General features: G+C 43.7%; 13 protein-coding genes and 1 other annotated feature. Of the genes, 11 read left to right on the top strand and 2 right to left on the bottom strand.

Annotated elements, in window-relative coordinates:
• The first annotated feature begins 257 nt into the window (after window positions 1-257).
• Complete coding sequence (locus tag JOC94_RS16855; RefSeq protein WP_077110714.1) at window positions 258-920, top strand: DUF421 domain-containing protein; 663 nt, start codon at window positions 258-260, stop codon at window positions 918-920.
• 445 nt (window positions 921-1,365) lie between these two features.
• Here JOC94_RS16855 and spoVB read toward each other — a convergent pair whose 3' ends face one another.
• Window positions 1,366-2,910 carry a stage V sporulation protein B gene (spoVB, locus tag JOC94_RS16850; protein WP_077110531.1) on the bottom strand — a complete coding sequence of 515 codons (1,545 nt, stop codon included), beginning with the start codon at window positions 2,908-2,910 and terminating at the stop codon, window positions 1,366-1,368.
• 117 nt (window positions 2,911-3,027) lie between these two features.
• On the opposite strand from spoVB, the gene JOC94_RS16845 reads away from it, so the two are divergent.
• The 7 genes from JOC94_RS16845 to dtd all read left to right on the top strand — a co-directional run bounded on the left by JOC94_RS16845 (window position 3,028) and on the right by dtd (window position 12,787).
• A complete protein-coding gene (locus JOC94_RS16845) occupies window positions 3,028-3,342 on the top strand; it encodes a post-transcriptional regulator (RefSeq protein ID WP_077110533.1) in 315 nt (104 codons plus the stop codon).
• Between the two features lie 91 nt (window positions 3,343-3,433).
• The gene (secDF, locus tag JOC94_RS16840; protein ID WP_077110535.1) at window positions 3,434-5,701 is read left to right on the top strand and encodes a protein translocase subunit SecDF; all 2,268 of its coding nucleotides are present in this window, start codon (window positions 3,434-3,436) and stop codon (window positions 5,699-5,701) included.
• A gap of 87 nt (window positions 5,702-5,788) precedes the next feature.
• Window positions 5,789-6,706, top strand: a complete 918-nt coding sequence (locus tag JOC94_RS16835) for a cation diffusion facilitator family transporter (protein ID WP_077110536.1) — start codon at window positions 5,789-5,791, stop codon at window positions 6,704-6,706.
• Window positions 6,707-6,783: 77 nt separating this feature from the next.
• Window positions 6,784-9,150 (top strand): single-stranded-DNA-specific exonuclease RecJ, encoded by a 2,367-nt coding sequence (gene recJ / locus JOC94_RS16830; protein WP_077110538.1) that lies wholly within the window; start codon window positions 6,784-6,786, stop codon window positions 9,148-9,150.
• A complete protein-coding gene (locus tag JOC94_RS16825) occupies window positions 9,141-9,653 on the top strand; it encodes an adenine phosphoribosyltransferase (protein WP_077110540.1) in 513 nt (170 codons plus the stop codon). The genes recJ and JOC94_RS16825 overlap by 10 nt, the downstream gene beginning before the upstream one ends.
• A gap of 472 nt (window positions 9,654-10,125) precedes the next feature.
• Complete coding sequence (locus tag JOC94_RS16820; RefSeq protein ID WP_077110542.1) at window positions 10,126-12,315, top strand: RelA/SpoT family protein; 2,190 nt, start codon at window positions 10,126-10,128, stop codon at window positions 12,313-12,315.
• A 16-nt stretch (window positions 12,316-12,331) separates the two neighbouring features.
• Window positions 12,332-12,787 (top strand): D-aminoacyl-tRNA deacylase, encoded by a 456-nt coding sequence (dtd, locus tag JOC94_RS16815; protein ID WP_077110544.1) that lies wholly within the window; start codon window positions 12,332-12,334, stop codon window positions 12,785-12,787.
• Between the two features lie 765 nt (window positions 12,788-13,552).
• Here the strand turns inward: dtd and JOC94_RS16810 are convergent.
• Window positions 13,553-14,818, bottom strand: a complete 1,266-nt coding sequence (locus JOC94_RS16810; protein ID WP_083717377.1) for an N-acetylmuramoyl-L-alanine amidase — start codon at window positions 14,816-14,818, stop codon at window positions 13,553-13,555.
• 160 nt (window positions 14,819-14,978) lie between these two features.
• Here JOC94_RS16810 and JOC94_RS16805 point away from each other — a divergent pair, with 160 nt between their 5' ends.
• The 3 genes from JOC94_RS16805 (at window position 14,979) to aspS (ending at window position 18,629) form a co-directional block, all read left to right on the top strand.
• Window positions 14,979-15,152: a hypothetical protein gene (locus tag JOC94_RS16805; RefSeq protein WP_171973848.1), complete on the top strand. Its 174-nt coding sequence runs from the start codon at window positions 14,979-14,981 to the stop codon at window positions 15,150-15,152.
• 55 nt (window positions 15,153-15,207) lie between these two features.
• Window positions 15,208-15,436, top strand: a binding site (T-box leader).
• Window positions 15,437-15,513: 77 nt separating this feature from the next.
• On the top strand, window positions 15,514-16,782 hold the full coding sequence (hisS, locus tag JOC94_RS16800; protein WP_077110546.1) for a histidine--tRNA ligase: 1,269 nt from the start codon (window positions 15,514-15,516) through the stop codon (window positions 16,780-16,782).
• 17 nt (window positions 16,783-16,799) lie between these two features.
• Entirely contained in the window at window positions 16,800-18,629 is a 1,830-nt protein-coding gene (gene aspS / locus JOC94_RS16795) for an aspartate--tRNA ligase (protein ID WP_077110548.1), read from the top strand.
• Window positions 18,630-18,656 lie beyond the last annotated feature (27 nt).

The following is an 18,656-nucleotide window of genomic DNA, read 5'->3' as shown; positions in this document are numbered from 1 at the left end:
TGGCTTAACTAACAATCATCGGCTAAAAGCCACCGCTGATTGAAGTTTCGCTATATCCCGCATTAACTGTCTGTAAGATCCCCATTATGGGAAATCACTGTAAGATGAAATATCAAATAGGGGATCAACATCCAGTAAACGCCCGATTGGCTTAACTAACAATCATCGGCTAAAAGCATGCGCTGATTGAAAGTTCCCTTTAATCCCCCCGTTGTTCAAATGATTCAAATAAGGTTTAAAAGGAGCGATAAAACTTGATGGACTTTGCAGTTATTATCATGCGAACGATCATCTTGTACGGTCTCATTCTTGTCATTTTCCGCTTAATGGGCAAAAGGGAAATTGGGGAATTAAGTGTACTTGATTTGGTCGTTTTTATCATGATGGGTGAAATGGCCGTTATCGCGATTGAGCAACATGATGATCCCATTATGCATACGATTGTCCCTATGATCGTGTTGCTGCTCATCCAAATCGGTATGGCATATGGATCATTAAAAAGCCAAAAGTTTCGAAATTTGATTGATGGAAAGCCGTCCATCATTATTCAACACGGTAAAATTGACGAAAGAGAGATGAGAAAGCACCGCTATAACTTTGATGACCTACTCATGCAGCTTCGTTTAAAGGATATTCGTAACATCGAGGATGTGGAGTTTGCCATTTTAGAGACATCAGGGGAATTATCGGTATTTAAGAAAGGAAACAAGCAAAAGAAAAAGCATGGTTCATTTACCATTCCGCTGATCGTAGAAGGAAAAGTACAGCAGCAAGGACTACAAGAAACGAAGCAAACTGAACAATGGCTCAAAAGGGAATTAAGGAAAAGGGGACATGAAAACATCGAAGACATTCTTTTTTGCAGTTATCAAGATGGTCAATTTTTTGTAGATTATTTTGACGAAAAAAATAATAAATAATTCTATTTTGCTTTAACAGGAAGGGAATCACCATTTCAATAGTTTGAGGGAAGACGGGTATGGCCAGTGGAGAACAGTTAACAATTAGTAGGAGCATGCCTACTGATTGAAGTTCCCCTTTGTTACGGGGTATAACTTCCATCTCAATGAAGGTAGGTGGGAGCAATTGGCCATAAAGTCTAGATTGGTTTGAGTTGACAGGAAAAGAAAAACTTTGGTAGCGATACATCCCATGTGTTTCAAGGATGGCGCGACGTATGGTTGTATGAGTGCAAGCTGCTCCCAAGAGAAGGAAAGCTTTCCATAGCATCATCATCGTGCGTAGAAAAAGCGCAGGCTTCAAGGCCTCCGCTTCTGAGCTTGCCAACAGGGCGTTTGCCTTTGTCCTGTTGCTCTTCAATGGCATAACCCGCGTCTTTCAGTCCTAATCTCCACTGATGGCACTTTATTTGAAGATCGCTCCGATGATCGGAATCTTTTGCATATCGCTTTTTGTCGCCAGCTTTAAAAAAAATAATAGGGCGCAGTAGATGAGCGATGTCATGCTGATGCCGATACAAAGCTTTAACATCATGGGCTCGATTGTTAACAACTCATAACAAATTTTTCCGCTCCATCCTGATAAAATTGCTGCTAACAAAAACTTGAAATAATCATTTATATAAACTGTAAATTGGACTTTTTTCAGAGCTGTCGCGTAATGGAGGATCGTTACCAACACGGTTCCCGCGGCTATTCCCAACGCTGCCCCGTTAATGCCGAATTCCGGCCTTGTAGCTAAAACATAGATGACGGCGAGCTTGACGACGGCGCCGATCATACTATTGATCATGGCGGCTCTTGCCAAATCAAGTGCCTGCAAAATGGCTTGTAATGGTCCTTGATAATATTGAAAAATGAAGAAAGGAGCCATTAATTTAATAAAATAAGCTCCAGTGACAGACCCGTAAATCGTGGCCATTAATGGTTCGGCAAACGTAAATAACACAACTACAGACAATCCTCCGGTCAAAAGCGCAAAGCGCAATGCCTGCTGAAGTCGGTGTTCTACCAGTTTATAATTTCGTATAATATTCGCCTCACTGATGGCGGGGACCAGTGAAGTAGCCAAAGCAAAAGTGATAAAAGAGGGAAGTGTAAGCAAAGGAAGGGCATAACCTGTCAACAGACCGTATTGTTTTGTTGCCACTCCCGCCGCAATGCCGGCAATCAGCAAGCTTTGGGAAACAACAATCGGCTCAAAAAACCAGGATAACGAACCGATCATCCGGCTTCCGGTCGTCGGAATGGCGACACCCATCAGCTCGGATAATGTTTTTCTTCCGGCTTTTAGCCCTTCTAGAAAGTTTCGTCGCACCGGGAACTTCTTTTTTACTTTAAAGACGGTAAATAAATAACAAAGAGAAATCAATTCACCAATTACCGAAGCAACCATTGCCGCTGCGGCGGCATATTCGACGCCATGTGGAAGAAATGCTTTTGTCATTACTGCTATTAACGTAATTCTAGTAAGCTGTTCAATTACTTGGGAGACGGCAGAAGGCTTCATATTTTGTTTTCCCTGAAAATAGCCCCTGATGACCGAAGAAATGGCGATGATCGGAATGATAGGGGTAATGGCGACAAGCGGATAGTAAATTCTTTGGTCAGTGAATAACGTTTCTGACAACTGTGGAGCCAGCAAGATCAGGGCCGGAGTAAAAATAAGCGATAATGTTCCGGTCACTGACAGGGAAACGACAAGAATGTTTTTAATTTTTCTCTGATCTCCGCGCGCATCCGCCTCGGCAACCGCTTTTGAAATCGCTACCGGGAGCCCGAGCTGGGTAATGGTAATGACGAGTACAAGTGTGGGGTAAGCCATCATGTACAGGCCGACACCCTCTTCTCCGATCAGCCGCGCGATGACAATTCTATTAATAAAGCCTAGGAGCCTTGTAATCAACCCGGCAGCCATTAATATCATCGTACCCTTTAAAAACTTTGACATTTGTTTCCCTGCCTTCTCAAAAATGGTCAATTGGATTACAATAAAGTATATGCAAGATATGGGACAAAGCATGACAAGTTCTCGTCTTATCGCCTTGCAAAGAAAGGTGGCCAAAGAATGTCCAAAGATAAACATATATACGATGATTATTTCCATATATTAAGCCCGGCTTTGTCGAGTAAAGCGGAGGAGTTTGAAATCCTCGGTTATGACAGGGTCAGTGAAGAAGATATTTGGCATTTTCTCAAACAAAAAAGATGGAAAAATCCAAAGGAAGGGATCCGCATATACGAGCTTTTCTCCGATATCATGTCGGTAAAGCCGGGCGACTATATGAATTATGCAACAGTAGAAGCCTTTCGATCTCCTGATCTTCTGAAAGATTTGGACAACGAGGATTTGAAACAATTACTTGGAGATAAAGAGTCTTAATTGACAGTTGATTTTTCTTGATTCATAATTTAATTTGGAAGTTTTTTCATTTCTTGAAGGTTTTTATTCCCGAGGGAGGACTTATATTTAAATGGTAAAAAGAAGCAGGATTCTCGCCTTTTTTCTAATCATCATTTGCTTGGCGGGTGTTACCGGATCAACTACAAACAATATCATCAATGACATTAAGCTTGGCCTCGATCTGCAAGGCGGATTTGAAGTTCTATATGAAGTGGAACCTGCCAAAGAAGGCCAAAAAATTACCCGTGAAACGCTTGTCCATACTACGGATGCGTTGAATCGGCGTGTTAACGTGCTTGGGGTAAGCGAACCAAATATACAAATTGAGGGAAATGACCGTATCAGGGTTCAACTGGCAGGGGTGGAAGACCAAAATCAGGCGCGGGAAATTCTTGGCACCCAGGCTACTCTCACATTTCGTGATGTAAATGACAATGTGATGCTGGATGGGGCGGATCTTGTTGAAGGAGCCGCCAAGATGAGCTTTTCTCCTGATTCAAACCAGCCGGTCGTTCTTGTGCAATTAAAAGATAAAAAGAAATTTAAAGAAGTCACCGAAAAAATCTTGAGCATGGCGCCGAACAACCAGCTTGCGATTTGGATGGACTTTGAAGAAGGCGTCGACTCTTATAAAGAGGCGTCCACAAATGGCAATCAGAAACTGTTGTCTGCCCCAAACGTCAACCAGGTGTTCAATCAGACGGATGTTTCGATTGAAGGAAGCTTTACAAAAGAAGAAGCTGAAAATCTTGCCAACTTGTTGAATGCAGGAGCTCTCCCTGTCAAATTAAATGAGGTGTATTCAACATCGGTAGGAGCCCAATTTGGTGAACAGGCAATGGATAAAACCGTTACCGCCGGCATGATCGGGATTGCGATCATTTTCCTGTTCATGATATTTTATTACCGTTTTCCGGGTGTCATCGCGACGATTACGCTATCAATTTATATATATTTGATTTTACTTGTATTCTCATTAATGAATGGAGTGCTGACTCTTCCGGGAATCGCGGCTTTAATTCTCGGAGTCGGAATGGCGGTGGATGCCAATATTTTGACGTATGAGCGATTGAAAGAAGAGATCAAACTGGGACGTTCACTTCGTTCCGCTTTTAAGGCAGGCAACAAACAGTCTTTTGTCGCCATTTTGGACGCCAATATAACGACCTTGTTGGCGGGCGCGGTTCTATTTTATTTTGGGACGAGCTCGGTAAAAGGATTCGCAACAATGCTGATTTTGAGCATCGTGATGAGTTTTCTCACGGCTGTTTATGGTTCCAGGCTCTTGCTGGGTCTTTGGATTAACAGCAAATTTCTCAACAAAAAACCGGGCTGGTTTGGCGTAAAAAAATCAGAGATCCACGATTTGGCGGAAAACCTCACGGCATATGACTTAAAAACACCGTTTGACTTTTTTGATTTTGTTCAAAACAGAAAGAAATTTTACGGAGTGTCCATCGTATTGTTATTGGCGGGCGCGATCGTTCTCGGGATATTTAAATTGAACCTGGGAATTGATTTTTCAAGCGGAACCCGGATTGAATTTAATGCGGGCAAACCGTTAACGGCGGAAGAAGTGAAGTCGGAATTGGCTTCTGCGGGTATTGAAACAGATGATATCGTCCTGTCGGGCGCCGATCAGGAAATAGGTGTTGCCCGCTATAAAGGTGTCATGACAAATGAAGAAATAGCCCAATTGAAAGATCACTTCAGTGATCAATACGGTTCCGAGCCAAATGTAAGTACCGTTTCTCCGACAGTTGGCAAGGAATTGGCCAAAAATGCGTTATTTGCCCTTGCGATTGCGGCCGTTGGAATCATTATTTATGTATCGCTCCGATTTGAGTTTTCGATGGGGTTGTCGGCAGTCCTTGGACTGGTCCACGATGCTTTTTTCATCATTGCGTTTTTCAGCTTGACCAGGTTTGAAGTGGATATTACTTTCATTGCCGCCGTCTTGACCATTGTAGGTTATTCGATCAATGATACGATTGTCACATTTGACCGGATCAGGGAAAATATGCGGGCGAAAAAACGACTCCGGACCGAGGAAGATATCGCAGAGGTCGTCAACACCGGGCTCCGGCAAACTTTAACGCGTTCGATCAACACTGTTTTAACGGTTATTGTGGCAGTAGTCGCGCTGCTTATTTTTGGCAGTGAATCCATCAGGGGCTTTTCACTGGCATTGCTGGTGGGACTGATTGCAGGAACCTATTCATCCATTTTTATCTCTGCACAGCTTTGGTATGACTTGAAAGTAAAAGAGTTAAAGAAAAAAGGCCCGATCGTTACGGTAAAAGAAAAAAAGAAATGGTCTGATGAACCGCAAGTTTAATGTTTACTCGAAAAAAGCCGCAATGAGCGGCTTTTTTCCTTTAAAAGGGCAGAATAGTATGAGCAAGGTAAAAAAGGAGAATTGTGTATGGAAGTAAACCGGCGCTTTCAGCAGGCAGAGTTTGCCGCCTGGATTGGGATTATCGTCAATATATTGTTAACGCTTGTAAAAGGGGTCATCGGGCTGCAGTCACACAGTAAAGCCCTTATAGCCGACGCCGTTCACTCGGCATCAGACATTGTCGGTTCACTGGCGGCATATGTAGGGCTCCGTGCGGCAAAACAGCCGCCTGATGAGGAGCACCCCTACGGCCATGGCAAGGCCGAATCGATCGCCGCCATCATCGTTGCCATCCTATTATTTCTTGTAGGGCTGCAAATTGGAAAATCATCATTATCTTCTTTTTTTAACCCTGTTGAAGCGCCCGGAGGGCTCGCAATTTATGCGGTTGTAATATCCATTGTTGTAAAGGAAGCCCTGTTCCGCTATAAATATCGCCTTGGCAAAAAGCTGAATAGTGAAGCGCTCATTGTCAATGCATTTGAGCATCGTTCCGACGTTTATTCTTCGCTGGCGGCTTTGGTCGGGATTGGTGCCTCTCTGCTGGGAAAATACTTTCAAATTGACTGGCTCGTTTACGGCGACCCGGTGGCAGGCTTGGTTGTTTCCTTGATGGTCGTCTGGCTGGCGTGGAAACTCGGCTCTGAAGCAATATATAATACATTGGATCACGTGCTGGATGAAGAGGAAACGGTTGAATGGAGAAATATCATTTCGACTGTTCCCGAAGTGAAAAGAATTGATGAACTGTATGCAAGGAAATACGGCTATTACGTCATTATTGATTTAAAAATCGCGGTTGATCCGAACATGACTGTTGCGGACGGCCAACGTGTTGGAAAAAAGGTGAAGAAATTGCTTCTGGAGCACCCGAGTGTCCATAATGTCTTCATGCATATTAATCCGTTTTATGCTGCGGAGGATCGTACCACAAAAGATCATTAGTCCTTTGAAGAAGCTGTTTCTTTCCTTTGAAAGGCCGCTGTCTCTTCTGTATAATAGATGCTCTGAGGGGTGAAGAAATGTTACAAGCAAAAACCCGCTGGATCGTCCATGATACAAACAGAGACAAGGTTCAAAAACTGGCCAAACAGCTTGAAATTAGCACACTTGCCGCAACATTGCTTGTCAATCGTGGATTTGATTCTCCTGAAGAAGCAAGCATTTTTTTACATATGGAAGATAACCAATTTCATGATCCATTTTTAATGCCTGATATGGAAAAAGCGGTAGAACGAATTAAGAGGGCGGTTAACAACAAAGAACCGATCCTTGTATTTGGCGATTATGATGCGGACGGTGTTACCAGCACATCTTTATTGACAACTGTTTTACAGGAAATGGGAGCCGTAGTTGATTTTTACATACCAAACCGTTTTACAGAAGGCTACGGACCGAATGAAGCTGCTTTCCGAAAGGCTTTTGACGAAGGCGTTCAGTTAATCATTACAGTTGATACCGGCATTTCAGCCATACACGAAGCACTAGTGGCCAAAGAGCTTGGTATTGATTTAATTATTACGGATCACCATGAATTGCGAGACGAAATTCCGGAAGCCCATGCCATTATTCATCCCAAATTGAAGGAAGACGCCTATCCTTTTCCCTATCTGGCCGGAGTGGGTGTCGCCTTTAAGCTTGCTCATGCATTATACGGAAAAGTTCCGTATGACTTGCTGGATTTGGTGGCCATTGGCACGGTCTGTGATCTAGTGCCACTTATAGGTGAAAATCGCCTTATTGTCAAGAAAGGGTTGCAGATCCTCTCTTCCACAAAAAGGCCCGGGTTGCTTGCCCTTGGCAAAACGGCAGGTATTCAGTTTGCCGATCTGAGCGAAGAAACGCTTGGTTTTACAATTGGTCCCCGGCTGAATGCTGCGGGAAGGCTTGATAGTGCCGTTCCCGCGGCAAACTTGTTGATGGCGAAACATGCCGATGAGGCGGCTCTTTTGGCTGATGAAATTGAGATTTTAAATAAAGAACGGCAAACTCTCGTATCAGAAATGACAAAAGAAGCGGTTGACATGATCTCCATGTCTTATCCTCTTTCCGAAAACAAAGTACTTGTGATTGGCAAAGAAGGTTGGAATGCCGGCGTGATCGGCATTGTCGCTTCAAGGATTACCGAACAGTTTTACCGGCCAGCGATTGTATTAAGTTATGATTCGCATACTGGACAGGCAAAAGGCTCCGCTCGAAGTATTCCCGGGTTTGACTTGTTTGCCAATTTATTGGAGTGTGCCGACATCCTTCCTCATTTCGGCGGCCACCCTATGGCAGCCGGTATGACACTTGATATCAAAGATGTCGATGAACTTCGCAAGCGGCTGAACCGGGCGGCGAACAACCAGCTTAGTGCCAAAGATTTCGTTCCCGTTACTGAGCTGGAAGCTTCCATTTCACTCGATGACATTACTTTGGACACGATCAAAGAAGTGGAGCGGCTTGCTCCTTTTGGAGTAGCCAACCCGAAGCCTGCATTCATGGTTAAAAATGCCGCTGTCAATCATGTCAGAAAAATAGGCGGAAATGATGCCCATTTAAAATTGACTTTAAGTCAAAACGATATGTTATTAGATGGGGTCGGCTTTCATCTCGGGAAGCTCGCCGATGATATATCGCCAGATGCCAAACTGTCGGTTATTGGAGAACTGTCCATCAATGAATGGAATAATAGGAGAAAGCCACAAATATTTATTAGGGATATGGCCATCAACGAATGGCAGTTGTTCGACTTTCGGGGCAACAAGCCGTTTAAAACCTGGGTGCCCCTCCTTCACGGCAAAGATGCGGAATTCATCGTCTTTCATGAAAAAACATTAAGTCGAGTTCCCGAATTGCGGAATGTGCGTACTGTGTTGATTCCAAGCGAAGAGCGAGCCCAAGAATATAGGATGGACGGCAAGAATGTCGTATTGGTTGATTTCCCTTTTGAAACAGCCATTATTGAAGGCTTGGTTAAAGGTAAAAAACCGGATCGGATCTACGTTCACTTTTTTCATGAACGAGAACATTTTTTTCATACAATTCCAACTCGCGATCATTTTAAATGGTATTATGCTTTTCTTGCAAAAAGGCGCACATTCAATGTGAAAAAATACGGGGAAGATTTGGCGGCATACCGGGGCTGGTCCAAGGAAACTGTCCAGTTTATGACACAAGTGTTTTTTGAACTTGATTTTGTTAAAATAGATGAAGGGATTATTTCTCTTAAACAGGCAAAAATGAAAAAAGATTTGGCGGATTCGCCTTCGTTTCAGAAAAAACAAGAGATGATCAAACTTGAAAACATCTTGTTATATTCATCTTATCCCGAATTAAAAAAATGGTTTGAGGAGAGAGTCGCGCACTCTATTCCACATGAGGAGGAAGTGGAAGCATGGACTTAAAAAAATATATTACAATCGTTCCGGATTGGCCGAAAGAAGGCGTGCTTTTTAAAGATATAACGACATTGATGGATAATGGGAAAGCATTTAAATACGCCACCGATTTGATTGTGCAATATGCCCGCGAAAAAAGAGTGGATATCGTTGTCGGCCCGGAAGCCCGGGGATTTATTATCGGTTGTCCCGTGGCCTATGCGCTCGGCGTCGGATTTGCCCCGGTCAGAAAGGAAGGCAAACTTCCAAGGGAGACGATTAAAGCGGACTATGGGAAAGAATACGGAAAAGATGCGTTAACGATCCATAAAGACGCGATCAAAAAGGGGCAAAGGGTTCTCATTACGGACGACTTGCTCGCCACCGGCGGAACGATCGAAGCCACCATTGAGCTCGTTGAACGGCTGGGAGGAATCGTTGTCGGAATTGCCTTTCTGATTGAGCTCACGTATTTAGACGGAAGGCGAAAACTTGAAGATTATGATTTATTATCGTTAATCAATTTTTAATACATCACACATGTGGCCAGGTTCCGAAAATAAACGATTGTCATGTCCATCCCGAATGGGAGAAAGCCTACAGTGCGCGGTGTCTGGATGATCAGGTCAAAATACTTGAATTCGAATGGGCTTACGGACAGTAAACATGAACGAAGGATCAAAATTCTTTGGTCAAAGCACTCATCCGAGTGCTTTTTTTCTAGAAAGCAATGTTGTGGGGAAATGATTGGATGTATGAACATACTCGTGCCCAAACATTGAGTTGAAAAACGGACATTTGTTTTCGACTTCCCGGCTAGAGGAGTGTTGGACCTGCCAACTTGCGTTTTTATTGGATGATGATCATTTTTTCATCAACATTCGCTATAATTAGATATAATTACTGGAAATGGGATCGTTGCACTTTACAAGATTCCAATCTATCACCATAATATATAGAAAATGACTACTCAATAAATTTTACATTAAAAAGGTGATCCTTGTGGCAAATGATAATGTCTTATCCGCAGATGACGTCATAGAACGTACACGTAAATATTTGAACGAGGAACATGAAATGCTTGTAAAAAAAGCATATGAGTTTGCTCGTTTGGCTCATAAGGATCAATATCGGAAATCGGGAGAACCATATATTGTGCATCCAATCCAGGTGGCAGGAATACTGGCTGATCTGGAAATGGACCCGGCTACAGTCGCAGCGGGGTTTCTTCATGATGTTGTTGAAGATACGCCAGTAACCATCCGACAACTGGCAGAAGAGTTTGATAGTGAAGTGGCGATGCTTGTCGATGGCGTTACAAAGCTTGGGAAAATCAAATATAAATCTCATGAAGAACAGCAAGCTGAAAATCACCGAAAAATGTTTGTGGCAATGGCAAAAGACATTCGAGTTATTTTGATAAAGCTGGCGGACAGGCTCCATAATATGCGAACGCTTAAGCACCTTCCTCCGGAAAAGCAAAGAAGAATTGCCAATGAGACACTCGAAATATTTGCTCCACTTGCCCACCGGCTCGGAATTTCCAAAATAAAATGGGAGCTGGAAGATACTTCTCTTCGATATTTAAATCCCCAACAATACTATCGAATTGTTAATCTGATGAAAAGAAAGAGGGCTGAGCGGGAAGAGTATCTTGACAATGTGATTAAAGAAATGCAAGAGCGGCTGGAAGAAGTGAATATTAAAGCCGAACTGTATGGACGACCGAAACATATTTATTCGATCTACAGGAAAATGAGCCTGCAGCATAAACAGTTCAATGAAATTTATGACTTGCTCGCTGTTAGAATTATCGTCAACAGCATCAAGGACTGTTACGCTGTCCTTGGCATCATTCATACTTGCTGGAAACCGATGCCCGGGCGATTTAAAGATTATATCGCCATGCCAAAACCGAACATGTATCAATCGCTTCATACTACCGTCATTGGGCCAGGCGGGGAGCCGCTCGAAGTACAAATCAGAACCTTTGAAATGCATCGAATCGCCGAGTACGGGGTTGCTGCCCATTGGGCTTATAAAGAAGGAAAATCCCCGCATCAGCAGGCTTCCTTTGATAAAAAACTGTCCTGGTTCAGGGAAATATTAGAGTTTCAAAACGAATCCGCTAACGCAGAAGAATTCATGGAATCGTTAAAAATTGATCTCTTTTCTGACATGGTATTCGTATTTACGCCAAAAGGCGATGTCATTGAGTTGCCTGCGGGATCGGTGCCTATTGATTTTGCCTACCGAATCCATTCGGAAATCGGCAATAAAACAATAGGCGCAAAAATCAACGGGAAAATGGTCACACTGGATTACAAGCTAAACACCGGTGATATTGTTGAGATTTTAACATCCAAGCATTCATATGGACCAAGCCAGGATTGGCTGAAGCTTGCCCAAACTTCCCAGGCGAAAAACAAAATTAAGCAATTTTTTAAACGGCAGCGAAAAGAAGAAAACATTATAAAAGGCCGGGAAATGATAGAAAAAGAAATCAGAGAACTGGACTTTGACTTAAAAGAGATCCTGACTCCCGAAAATATTGAAAGAACAGCCGACAAATTTAATTTTTCCACGGCGGAAGATATGTACGCAGCTGTTGGCTATAACGGCGTTTCGGCACAACAAGTGGCTAACCGCCTGACGGAAAAATGGAGAAAAAAACGGGACGAAGAAGAAGCGATCAAAGAGATTGTGACTGAAACGAAGACGACGGGCCGGCCGAGGAAACATGAAGCAGGCGTGAAAGTGGCAGGGGCTGACAATCTTTTAATTCGTCTGTCCCGCTGCTGCAATCCGGTTCCTGGGGATGAAATTATCGGCTTTATTACAAAAGGCAGAGGTGTTTCTGTCCATCGGCGCGATTGCCCGAATATGATAGCCAATCAAGATGAAAATCGCCTCATTCCGGTTGAGTGGGAAACAAATCGCAACTCCCGAAAAGAGTACAATGTCGATATTGAAATCCTTGGTTACGACCGGCATGGCCTGCTGAATGAAGTGTTACAAACGGTCAGTGGCACGAGGACAAATATAACAGCCATCAGTGGCCGTACCGACCGCAATAAGGTGGCAACGATCATGATGACGATCGCGATTCACAATATTAGCCACCTTCATAAAGTGGTGGATAAAATCAAACAAATTCCAGATATTTATGCGGTTCACAGAATCATGAATTAAAGGGGCATGACGGATTGTGAAAATTGTCTTGCAAAGATGCAAACAAGCAAAAGTAATGGTTGATGGTGAAGCGACAGGCAGGATTGGACAAGGTTTTGTACTGCTTGTCGGCATCACTCATGAAGATACAGAAAAAGAGGCAGAGTGGCTGGCTGATAAAATTGTCAATTTGCGTGTGTTTGAAGATGAGGCCGGTAAAATGAACCGCTCCCTAATGGATGTTGCCGGCGACATCTTATCTGTTTCCCAGTTTACGATTTATGCAGATTGCAGCAAGGGTAGGCGCCCGAGCTTTGGTGAGGCGGCCAGACCCGAATACGCAAAGGGACTATACGAGAAATTTAACGAAATGTTGCGAAACAAAGGTGTACGTGTAGAAACGGGGATTTTTGGAGCAATGATGGAAGTTGATTTGATCAACGATGGGCCAGTTACCTTGATTTTAGAAAAAAACCATCAGGAACCACTTTAAAATGAATGCAAAGAATGATCCATTGGAAAAAATGATAGCTTTGATCGACAAATCGCATATTTGTGTTGAGAATAACATGTTTCGATTTTATAGATAAAAATTTTTTTCAATCGTAAAAAGTAATGTCACATTGCTCGAGAGCTGATAATGATGAAAGGACTCTTGAGCTTCACACCGAGCAGCCTTGTATGTTTGTACATTTCTGTTAGAAATAATGAAGGGTGTGGCACCGCGAACCCAATCGTCCCGCAGGATGATTGGGTTTTTTATACCGGCACAAACAGAAAGTGAGCGACCCGTCAACAAGGGACTACACTTCGGTAACCAGGCATTTCAATCAAAAAATCGGCCATTAACAGTGGTCCAGACGCACGATTGCACGGATTGATCAAGAAAACAGTTATCGAAGCGTTTAGATCGCGCCCGTTTGCCGGGGAAATCGAGAATTGCTCATCCACGGGGCAGTCTATAATGTGTGAGCAGATGAAAAAATCAGAAAAGCGGCATTCGAATTGATAATATATTCCGAAAATAATATTCAAGAAGATGGGAGATCCGAACGGCCGAAAAATGATCATACAGCCGACGATAGCGGGCTAAGGCATCTGGGGGGCGATGTATCCGATTGGGTCTCATCAATCTGAAGCGATCGCTTTTTTCGGGACGGTGCTTTCAGGCGTTTGCACAGTTGAAAGGACCTTAGCCCATTGTTGTGGTGGCAAAGGTCCCCCTGTCAGTTCTTATTTTATCGTTTGATCGGCGCTTCTAGTTGGAAAAATAATCCTTCAAGCCGTCGGTAATTGCCGTTGTAACCGTATCACGGTATCGTTTGGAGTTAATGGTCTGCTCTTCGGAGGCGTTGCTCAAATAGCCCAGTTCAAGCAATATGGAGGGCTGGCTGTTCTCCCTGAGCACATAGTAGTTGCCAAATTTGGTGCCGCGGTCTTTCAAGCCGATCTCCTTGCCCAAATGTGAGTGAACAACATCGGCCAATTGTTTATCGTAAGCATAGTGATAGTAAGTTGTATGCCCGTTGGTAACAGGGTCATTTATGCTGTCGTAGTGCAGGCTGACAAAGGCATCCGCCCGGTTTTCAATGGCGGCGTTTGTCCTGTTATGCAGCGGAACATATCTGTCACGGCTTCTCGTCATAATCACATTGGCTCCCGCATTTTTCAACTTTTTTTCCAGCAGTCGAGCCGTTTCAAGAGTGAGTTTTTTTTCAATTACGCCAGAACTGCCGGTGGCTCCTTTATCCTCTCCTCCGTGTCCCGCATCGACGACGATCGTTTTTCCGGAAATCCCGTCTCCCGATTTATTATGTAATACTGGCCGGTTTGTTGATGATACAACCCAACTGGCGATAAAGCCGGTTTTCCCATTGGCTGCTTCAATTTTATACCAGTTATTTTTTTCCTCGATGACTTCATACACTTCTCCGGAATGTGCCGTGTCTACGATTGGAGATGCCAATTCCGGTTTTTTCCGAATGTTTGTCCCATCATGAAGAATGGATATATTGCGCCCTTCTGATTCGGGTGAACTGCTTTCGGATGTGGATTTTTCTATATATTGCGCATTTACCCATGCAGACCCGGATTTGTATGAGATTTCGTACCACCCGTTGCTTTCCTGAATCATTTTCACTTTTTCGCCACTATTTAATTTTCCTATAATTTCACTATTCGCGTTAGCGTCAGCACGAACATTTAAACTATCTACATTTACCGTACCTGACTGCATTTCCGAACTAGTCTGTTTTACTGCAAGCCAATTGGCAATCCAGCCCGTCTGTCCGGATGGCAGCTTGATTTCGTACCAATCACCCTGTTCTTTTTCAACAGTGTAAGATTCTCCTTTTCTAATTTGGGTAATTATTGAATAGGAAGTGCCTGGCTTTTCCCGTACATTGACGACATCACCGGTAATTTCAATAGTGATGGAGTCGGCAGTGATCCAGGAAGGAAGATTTACGATAACTGCAAGGAGGAGCAGCAGTAAAAAGATCATAAACAGCTTTTTTTTCCCCAAAATATGACCGCCTTTCTCTCTCGCCACATTATCTCATGAGGGAGGATTTTTAAAAAGGGGGGGTTTGCCCATCTTTCATTCAAAAAGAAATTCTCTATCAATTATAGAAAATGTTTCTGTAGGGAACAATAGAAATAATATCATTTTTGGAGGTTTTTGCATGAGGACAAACGAGAAAAGTCATCTCGCTTCCGTCAATATACCCCATTACATAGGGCTTGACTTTCAGAATTTGCTGGAAAATGACCGGGTGTTTGAAACGAAACAAGAGCAGGAAATGGGATTATCGCATTCAGAACGAAATGCTTTAAAAAGAAAGCTGGCCAAAGGGTAAACTTGTTGACAAAGTTTTTACGCATTCGTATGATTAAAGAAGTACATTCAAAAATAAAAAACCGATGATGGAGAGAGTAATCGGAACTTTATTTGAGCAGAGAGGAAATATCCCGGCTGAAAATATTTCCACAAATATCCCGATGAAAGACACTCCGTAGGAATCCGCTTCGAACGGCATTAATGCCCAGTAGGGGATGGACGCACAACAGGCGTTATATGTGAAAGTGAAAGCATTTTGCTTTTATAAGGGTGGCACCGCGGGAAACAACTCTCGTCCCTTGTTTCGTTCAAACAAGAGACCGAGGGTTTTTTATTTTTATTTAGGAAAAATCATGAACTTGTAAAAGGGGGATGTAAGCTTGGGTATTCAAATTCCGAGAGGAACTCAAGACATACTTCCGGGAGAAGTGGAAAAGTGGCAGTATATTGAGAAAACGGCAAGGGACATTTGCCAAAAGTATCAATACAAAGAAATTCGAACGCCTATTTTTGAACAGACTGAGCTGTTCCAAAGAAGTGTTGGGGATTCAACAGATATTGTGCAAAAAGAGATGTACACGTTCACGGACAGAGGAGGCCGGAGCTTGACATTGAGGCCGGAGGGAACAGCTGCCGTTGTCCGCTCTTATGCTGAAAATAAAATGTACGGGCAAACGATTCAACCTGTTAAATTGTATTATATTGGCCCGATGTTTCGGTATGAGCGACCACAAGCCGGACGTTACCGCCAGTTTGTCCAGTTTGGCATCGAGGCAATTGGCAGTGACGATCCTGCGATAGATGCCGAGGTAATTTCGCTTGCGATGGAGTTTTACAGGAATCTGGGCTTGAGAGAACTTCGTCTTGTGATCAATAGTCTAGGCGACCGTTCAAGCAGGTCGGCTCTTCGGGAAGCGCTCGTTGCTCATTTTCAACCGAATATCGGAGAATTTTGCGAAGACTGCCAGCAAAGGCTTAAAACGAATCCACTCCGGATTCTGGATTGTAAAAAAGACCGTGGCCACAAGTTGATGCAAACGGCGCCTTCCATTCTTGATTATTTGAATGAAGCTTCATCCGAATATTTCGAGAAAGTGAAAAAGCTGCTCAAAGGGATGGGAATTGACTTTGTCGTGGATCCCAACCTTGTTAGAGGATTGGATTATTATAACCATACGGCTTTTGAAATTATGAGTGAAGCGGAAGGGTTCGGTGCCATTACGACTTTATGCGGCGGCGGAAGATATGACGGGCTTGTAGAGGAAGTCGGGGGTCCTGACAAGCCGGGGATCGGTTTCGCTTTGAGTGTGGAGCGGCTTTTAAGTGCCTTGGATGCTGAAGGTGTTGCCCTCCCGCAAGAGGAGTCCATTGATTATTTTATCATCGCTCTCGGGGAAGAAGCGGAGGAGTATGCTGTCCCGCTTTTACAGCAATTACGCCGCGCTGGTTTTTCGGCAGAAAAAGATTATATGGGCCGAAAATTAAAAGCCCAATTTAAGGCGGCCGAGCGACTTCACGCCAAATATGCCGTCATTATTGGTGAAGATGAATTAAAAGAGGGAAAAGCGCTCCTGAAGCACTTGGAAACTGGTGAGCAAACAAGTGTGGAGCTTGAAAATATGGTTGAACAATTGAAATCTGGTATTTAACAAGGAGGATCATTGGTATGTATGGGAGAACGCATTATTGCGGGGAAATAGAAGAAAGCGCGATTGGAGAATCCGTTGTTTTAAAAGGATGGGTTCAAAGGCGCCGCGATTTGGGGGGACTCATTTTTATAGACCTGCGTGACCGGACGGGAATCGTACAAATCGTATTTAACCCGGAAACTTCAGAAGAAGCTTTACATATAGCTGAGACGATCCGCAATGAATATGTTATTGATGTAAAAGGGACGGTCGTAAAAAGGGAAGAAAGCACATTTAATCCTAAAATCAAGACAGGAACAATCGAGGTCATTGTCAAAGAAGTGACCATCATCAACAAGGCGAAGACCCCTCCGTTCATGATTGAAGACAATACGGAAGCTGCAGAAGATATTCGCCTGCGGTACCGCTATTTGGATTTGCGTCGTCCGGAAATGTTTGACGTACTTAAATTGCGCCATGATGTGACCAATACAATCCGCGGCTTTTTAAATGATGAAGGCTTCCTGGAAATCGAGACACCGTTGTTGACAAAAAGCACACCAGAAGGTGCAAGGGATTACCTTGTTCCAAGCAGAGTTCATCCAGGAGAATTTTATGCGCTGCCCCAGTCACCGCAAATCTTTAAACAACTGTTGATGGTAAGTGGATTTGATAAATATTATCAAATTGCCCGCTGTTTTCGGGATGAGGATTTAAGGGCAGATCGTCAGCCGGAGTTTACGCAGGTGGACATCGAAACAAGTTTTAAGGATCAGCATGAGATTATGGCCATGGTTGAAAAAATGATGGTCCAGGTAATGAAAAAGGCAAAGGGAATCGACGTTTCCACCCCATTTCCAACAATTTCGTATAACGACGCGATGGCGCGATTCGGTTCGGACAAACCGGATACACGGTTTGACATGGAGTTGACCGATGTCTCGGAGATCGTCAAACACTCCGATTTTAAAGTGTTTGCCGGTGCAGTGCAAAAAGGAGGACAAGTAAAAGCAATCGTCGTCAAAGGCGGTGCCGAAAAGTATTCCAGAAAAGATATTGATGCGCTCGGAGAATACGCAGGCAGATACGGGGCTAAAGGGCTCGCGTGGATGAAAGTGGAAGACGACGGGATAAAGGGTCCAATCGCCAAGTTTTTTGACGAAGATATTTCGGGACAATTGACGGCTGCGCTTCAAGCTGAAGTCGGAGATTTAATTCTGTATGTGGCGGATACACGCGACATTGTAGCTGATTCACTCGGTGCTCTTAGATTGAAATTGGGCAAAGAATTGAATCTCATTGATGAAACGAAATTCAATTTTCTATGGGTAACGGATTGGCCGCTCCTAGAGTATAACGAAGATGAAAAGCGTTATACAGCCGCACACCACCCGTTTACAATGCCTGTACGGGAAGATTTGCCTCTTTTGGAAACAGATCCAGCCCGAGTTCGCGCCCATGCTTATGACCTCGTATTAAACGGATATGAGCTGGGCGGAGGCTCTTTGCGGATTTTTGAACGGGATGTACAAGAAAAAATGTTCAAAGTGCTCGGTTTTACAGATGAAGAGGCAAAAGAGCAGTTTGGCTTTTTGTTGGAAGCATTTGAGTATGGAACACCCCCGCACGGTGGTGTTGCCCTTGGTCTTGACCGGATGGTAATGGTGCTTGCTAGTCGGGCCAGCCTTCGTGATACGATTGCTTTTCCAAAAACGGCCAGCGCCAGCGACTTGCTCATGAAAGCACCAGATGAGGTAAGCGGTGATCAGTTGGCAGAGTTGCATTTGCAGTTGGATCAGCATGCCATTCAAGAGCTTGAAACGAAAAGAGAACAGAACGCAATGAAGGGAATGTCCAGCCAGGATTGATTTTATGGCTTGTGAAAAAACAGGTTT

Source organism: Siminovitchia thermophila (assembly GCF_016909185.1).
GTDB lineage: Bacteria > Bacillota > Bacilli > Bacillales > Bacillaceae_C > Siminovitchia > Siminovitchia thermophila.
Note: the sequence above shows the minus strand (reverse complement) of the source record. Positions and strands in the feature narration are given on the sequence as shown.

Bases quoted from the DNA above. Each gene is read 5' to 3' on its own strand.
- JOC94_RS16805 (WP_171973848.1), top strand. From the start codon at position 14,979: ATGAGGACAAACGAGAAAAGTCATCTCGCTTCCGTCAATATACCCCAT.
- JOC94_RS16845 (WP_077110533.1), top strand. From the start codon at position 3,028: ATGTCCAAAGATAAACATATATACGATGATTATTTCCATATATTAAGC.
- JOC94_RS16855 (WP_077110714.1), top strand. From the start codon at position 258: ATGGACTTTGCAGTTATTATCATGCGAACGATCATCTTGTACGGTCTC.
- JOC94_RS16835 (WP_077110536.1), top strand. From the start codon at position 5,789: ATGGAAGTAAACCGGCGCTTTCAGCAGGCAGAGTTTGCCGCCTGGATT.
- aspS (WP_077110548.1), top strand. From the start codon at position 16,800: ATGTATGGGAGAACGCATTATTGCGGGGAAATAGAAGAAAGCGCGATT.
- secDF (WP_077110535.1), top strand. From the start codon at position 3,434: ATGGTAAAAAGAAGCAGGATTCTCGCCTTTTTTCTAATCATCATTTGC.
- JOC94_RS16825 (WP_077110540.1), top strand. From the start codon at position 9,141: ATGGACTTAAAAAAATATATTACAATCGTTCCGGATTGGCCGAAAGAA.
- spoVB (WP_077110531.1), bottom strand. From the start codon at position 2,910: ATGTCAAAGTTTTTAAAGGGTACGATGATATTAATGGCTGCCGGGTTG.
- recJ (WP_077110538.1), top strand. From the start codon at position 6,784: ATGTTACAAGCAAAAACCCGCTGGATCGTCCATGATACAAACAGAGAC.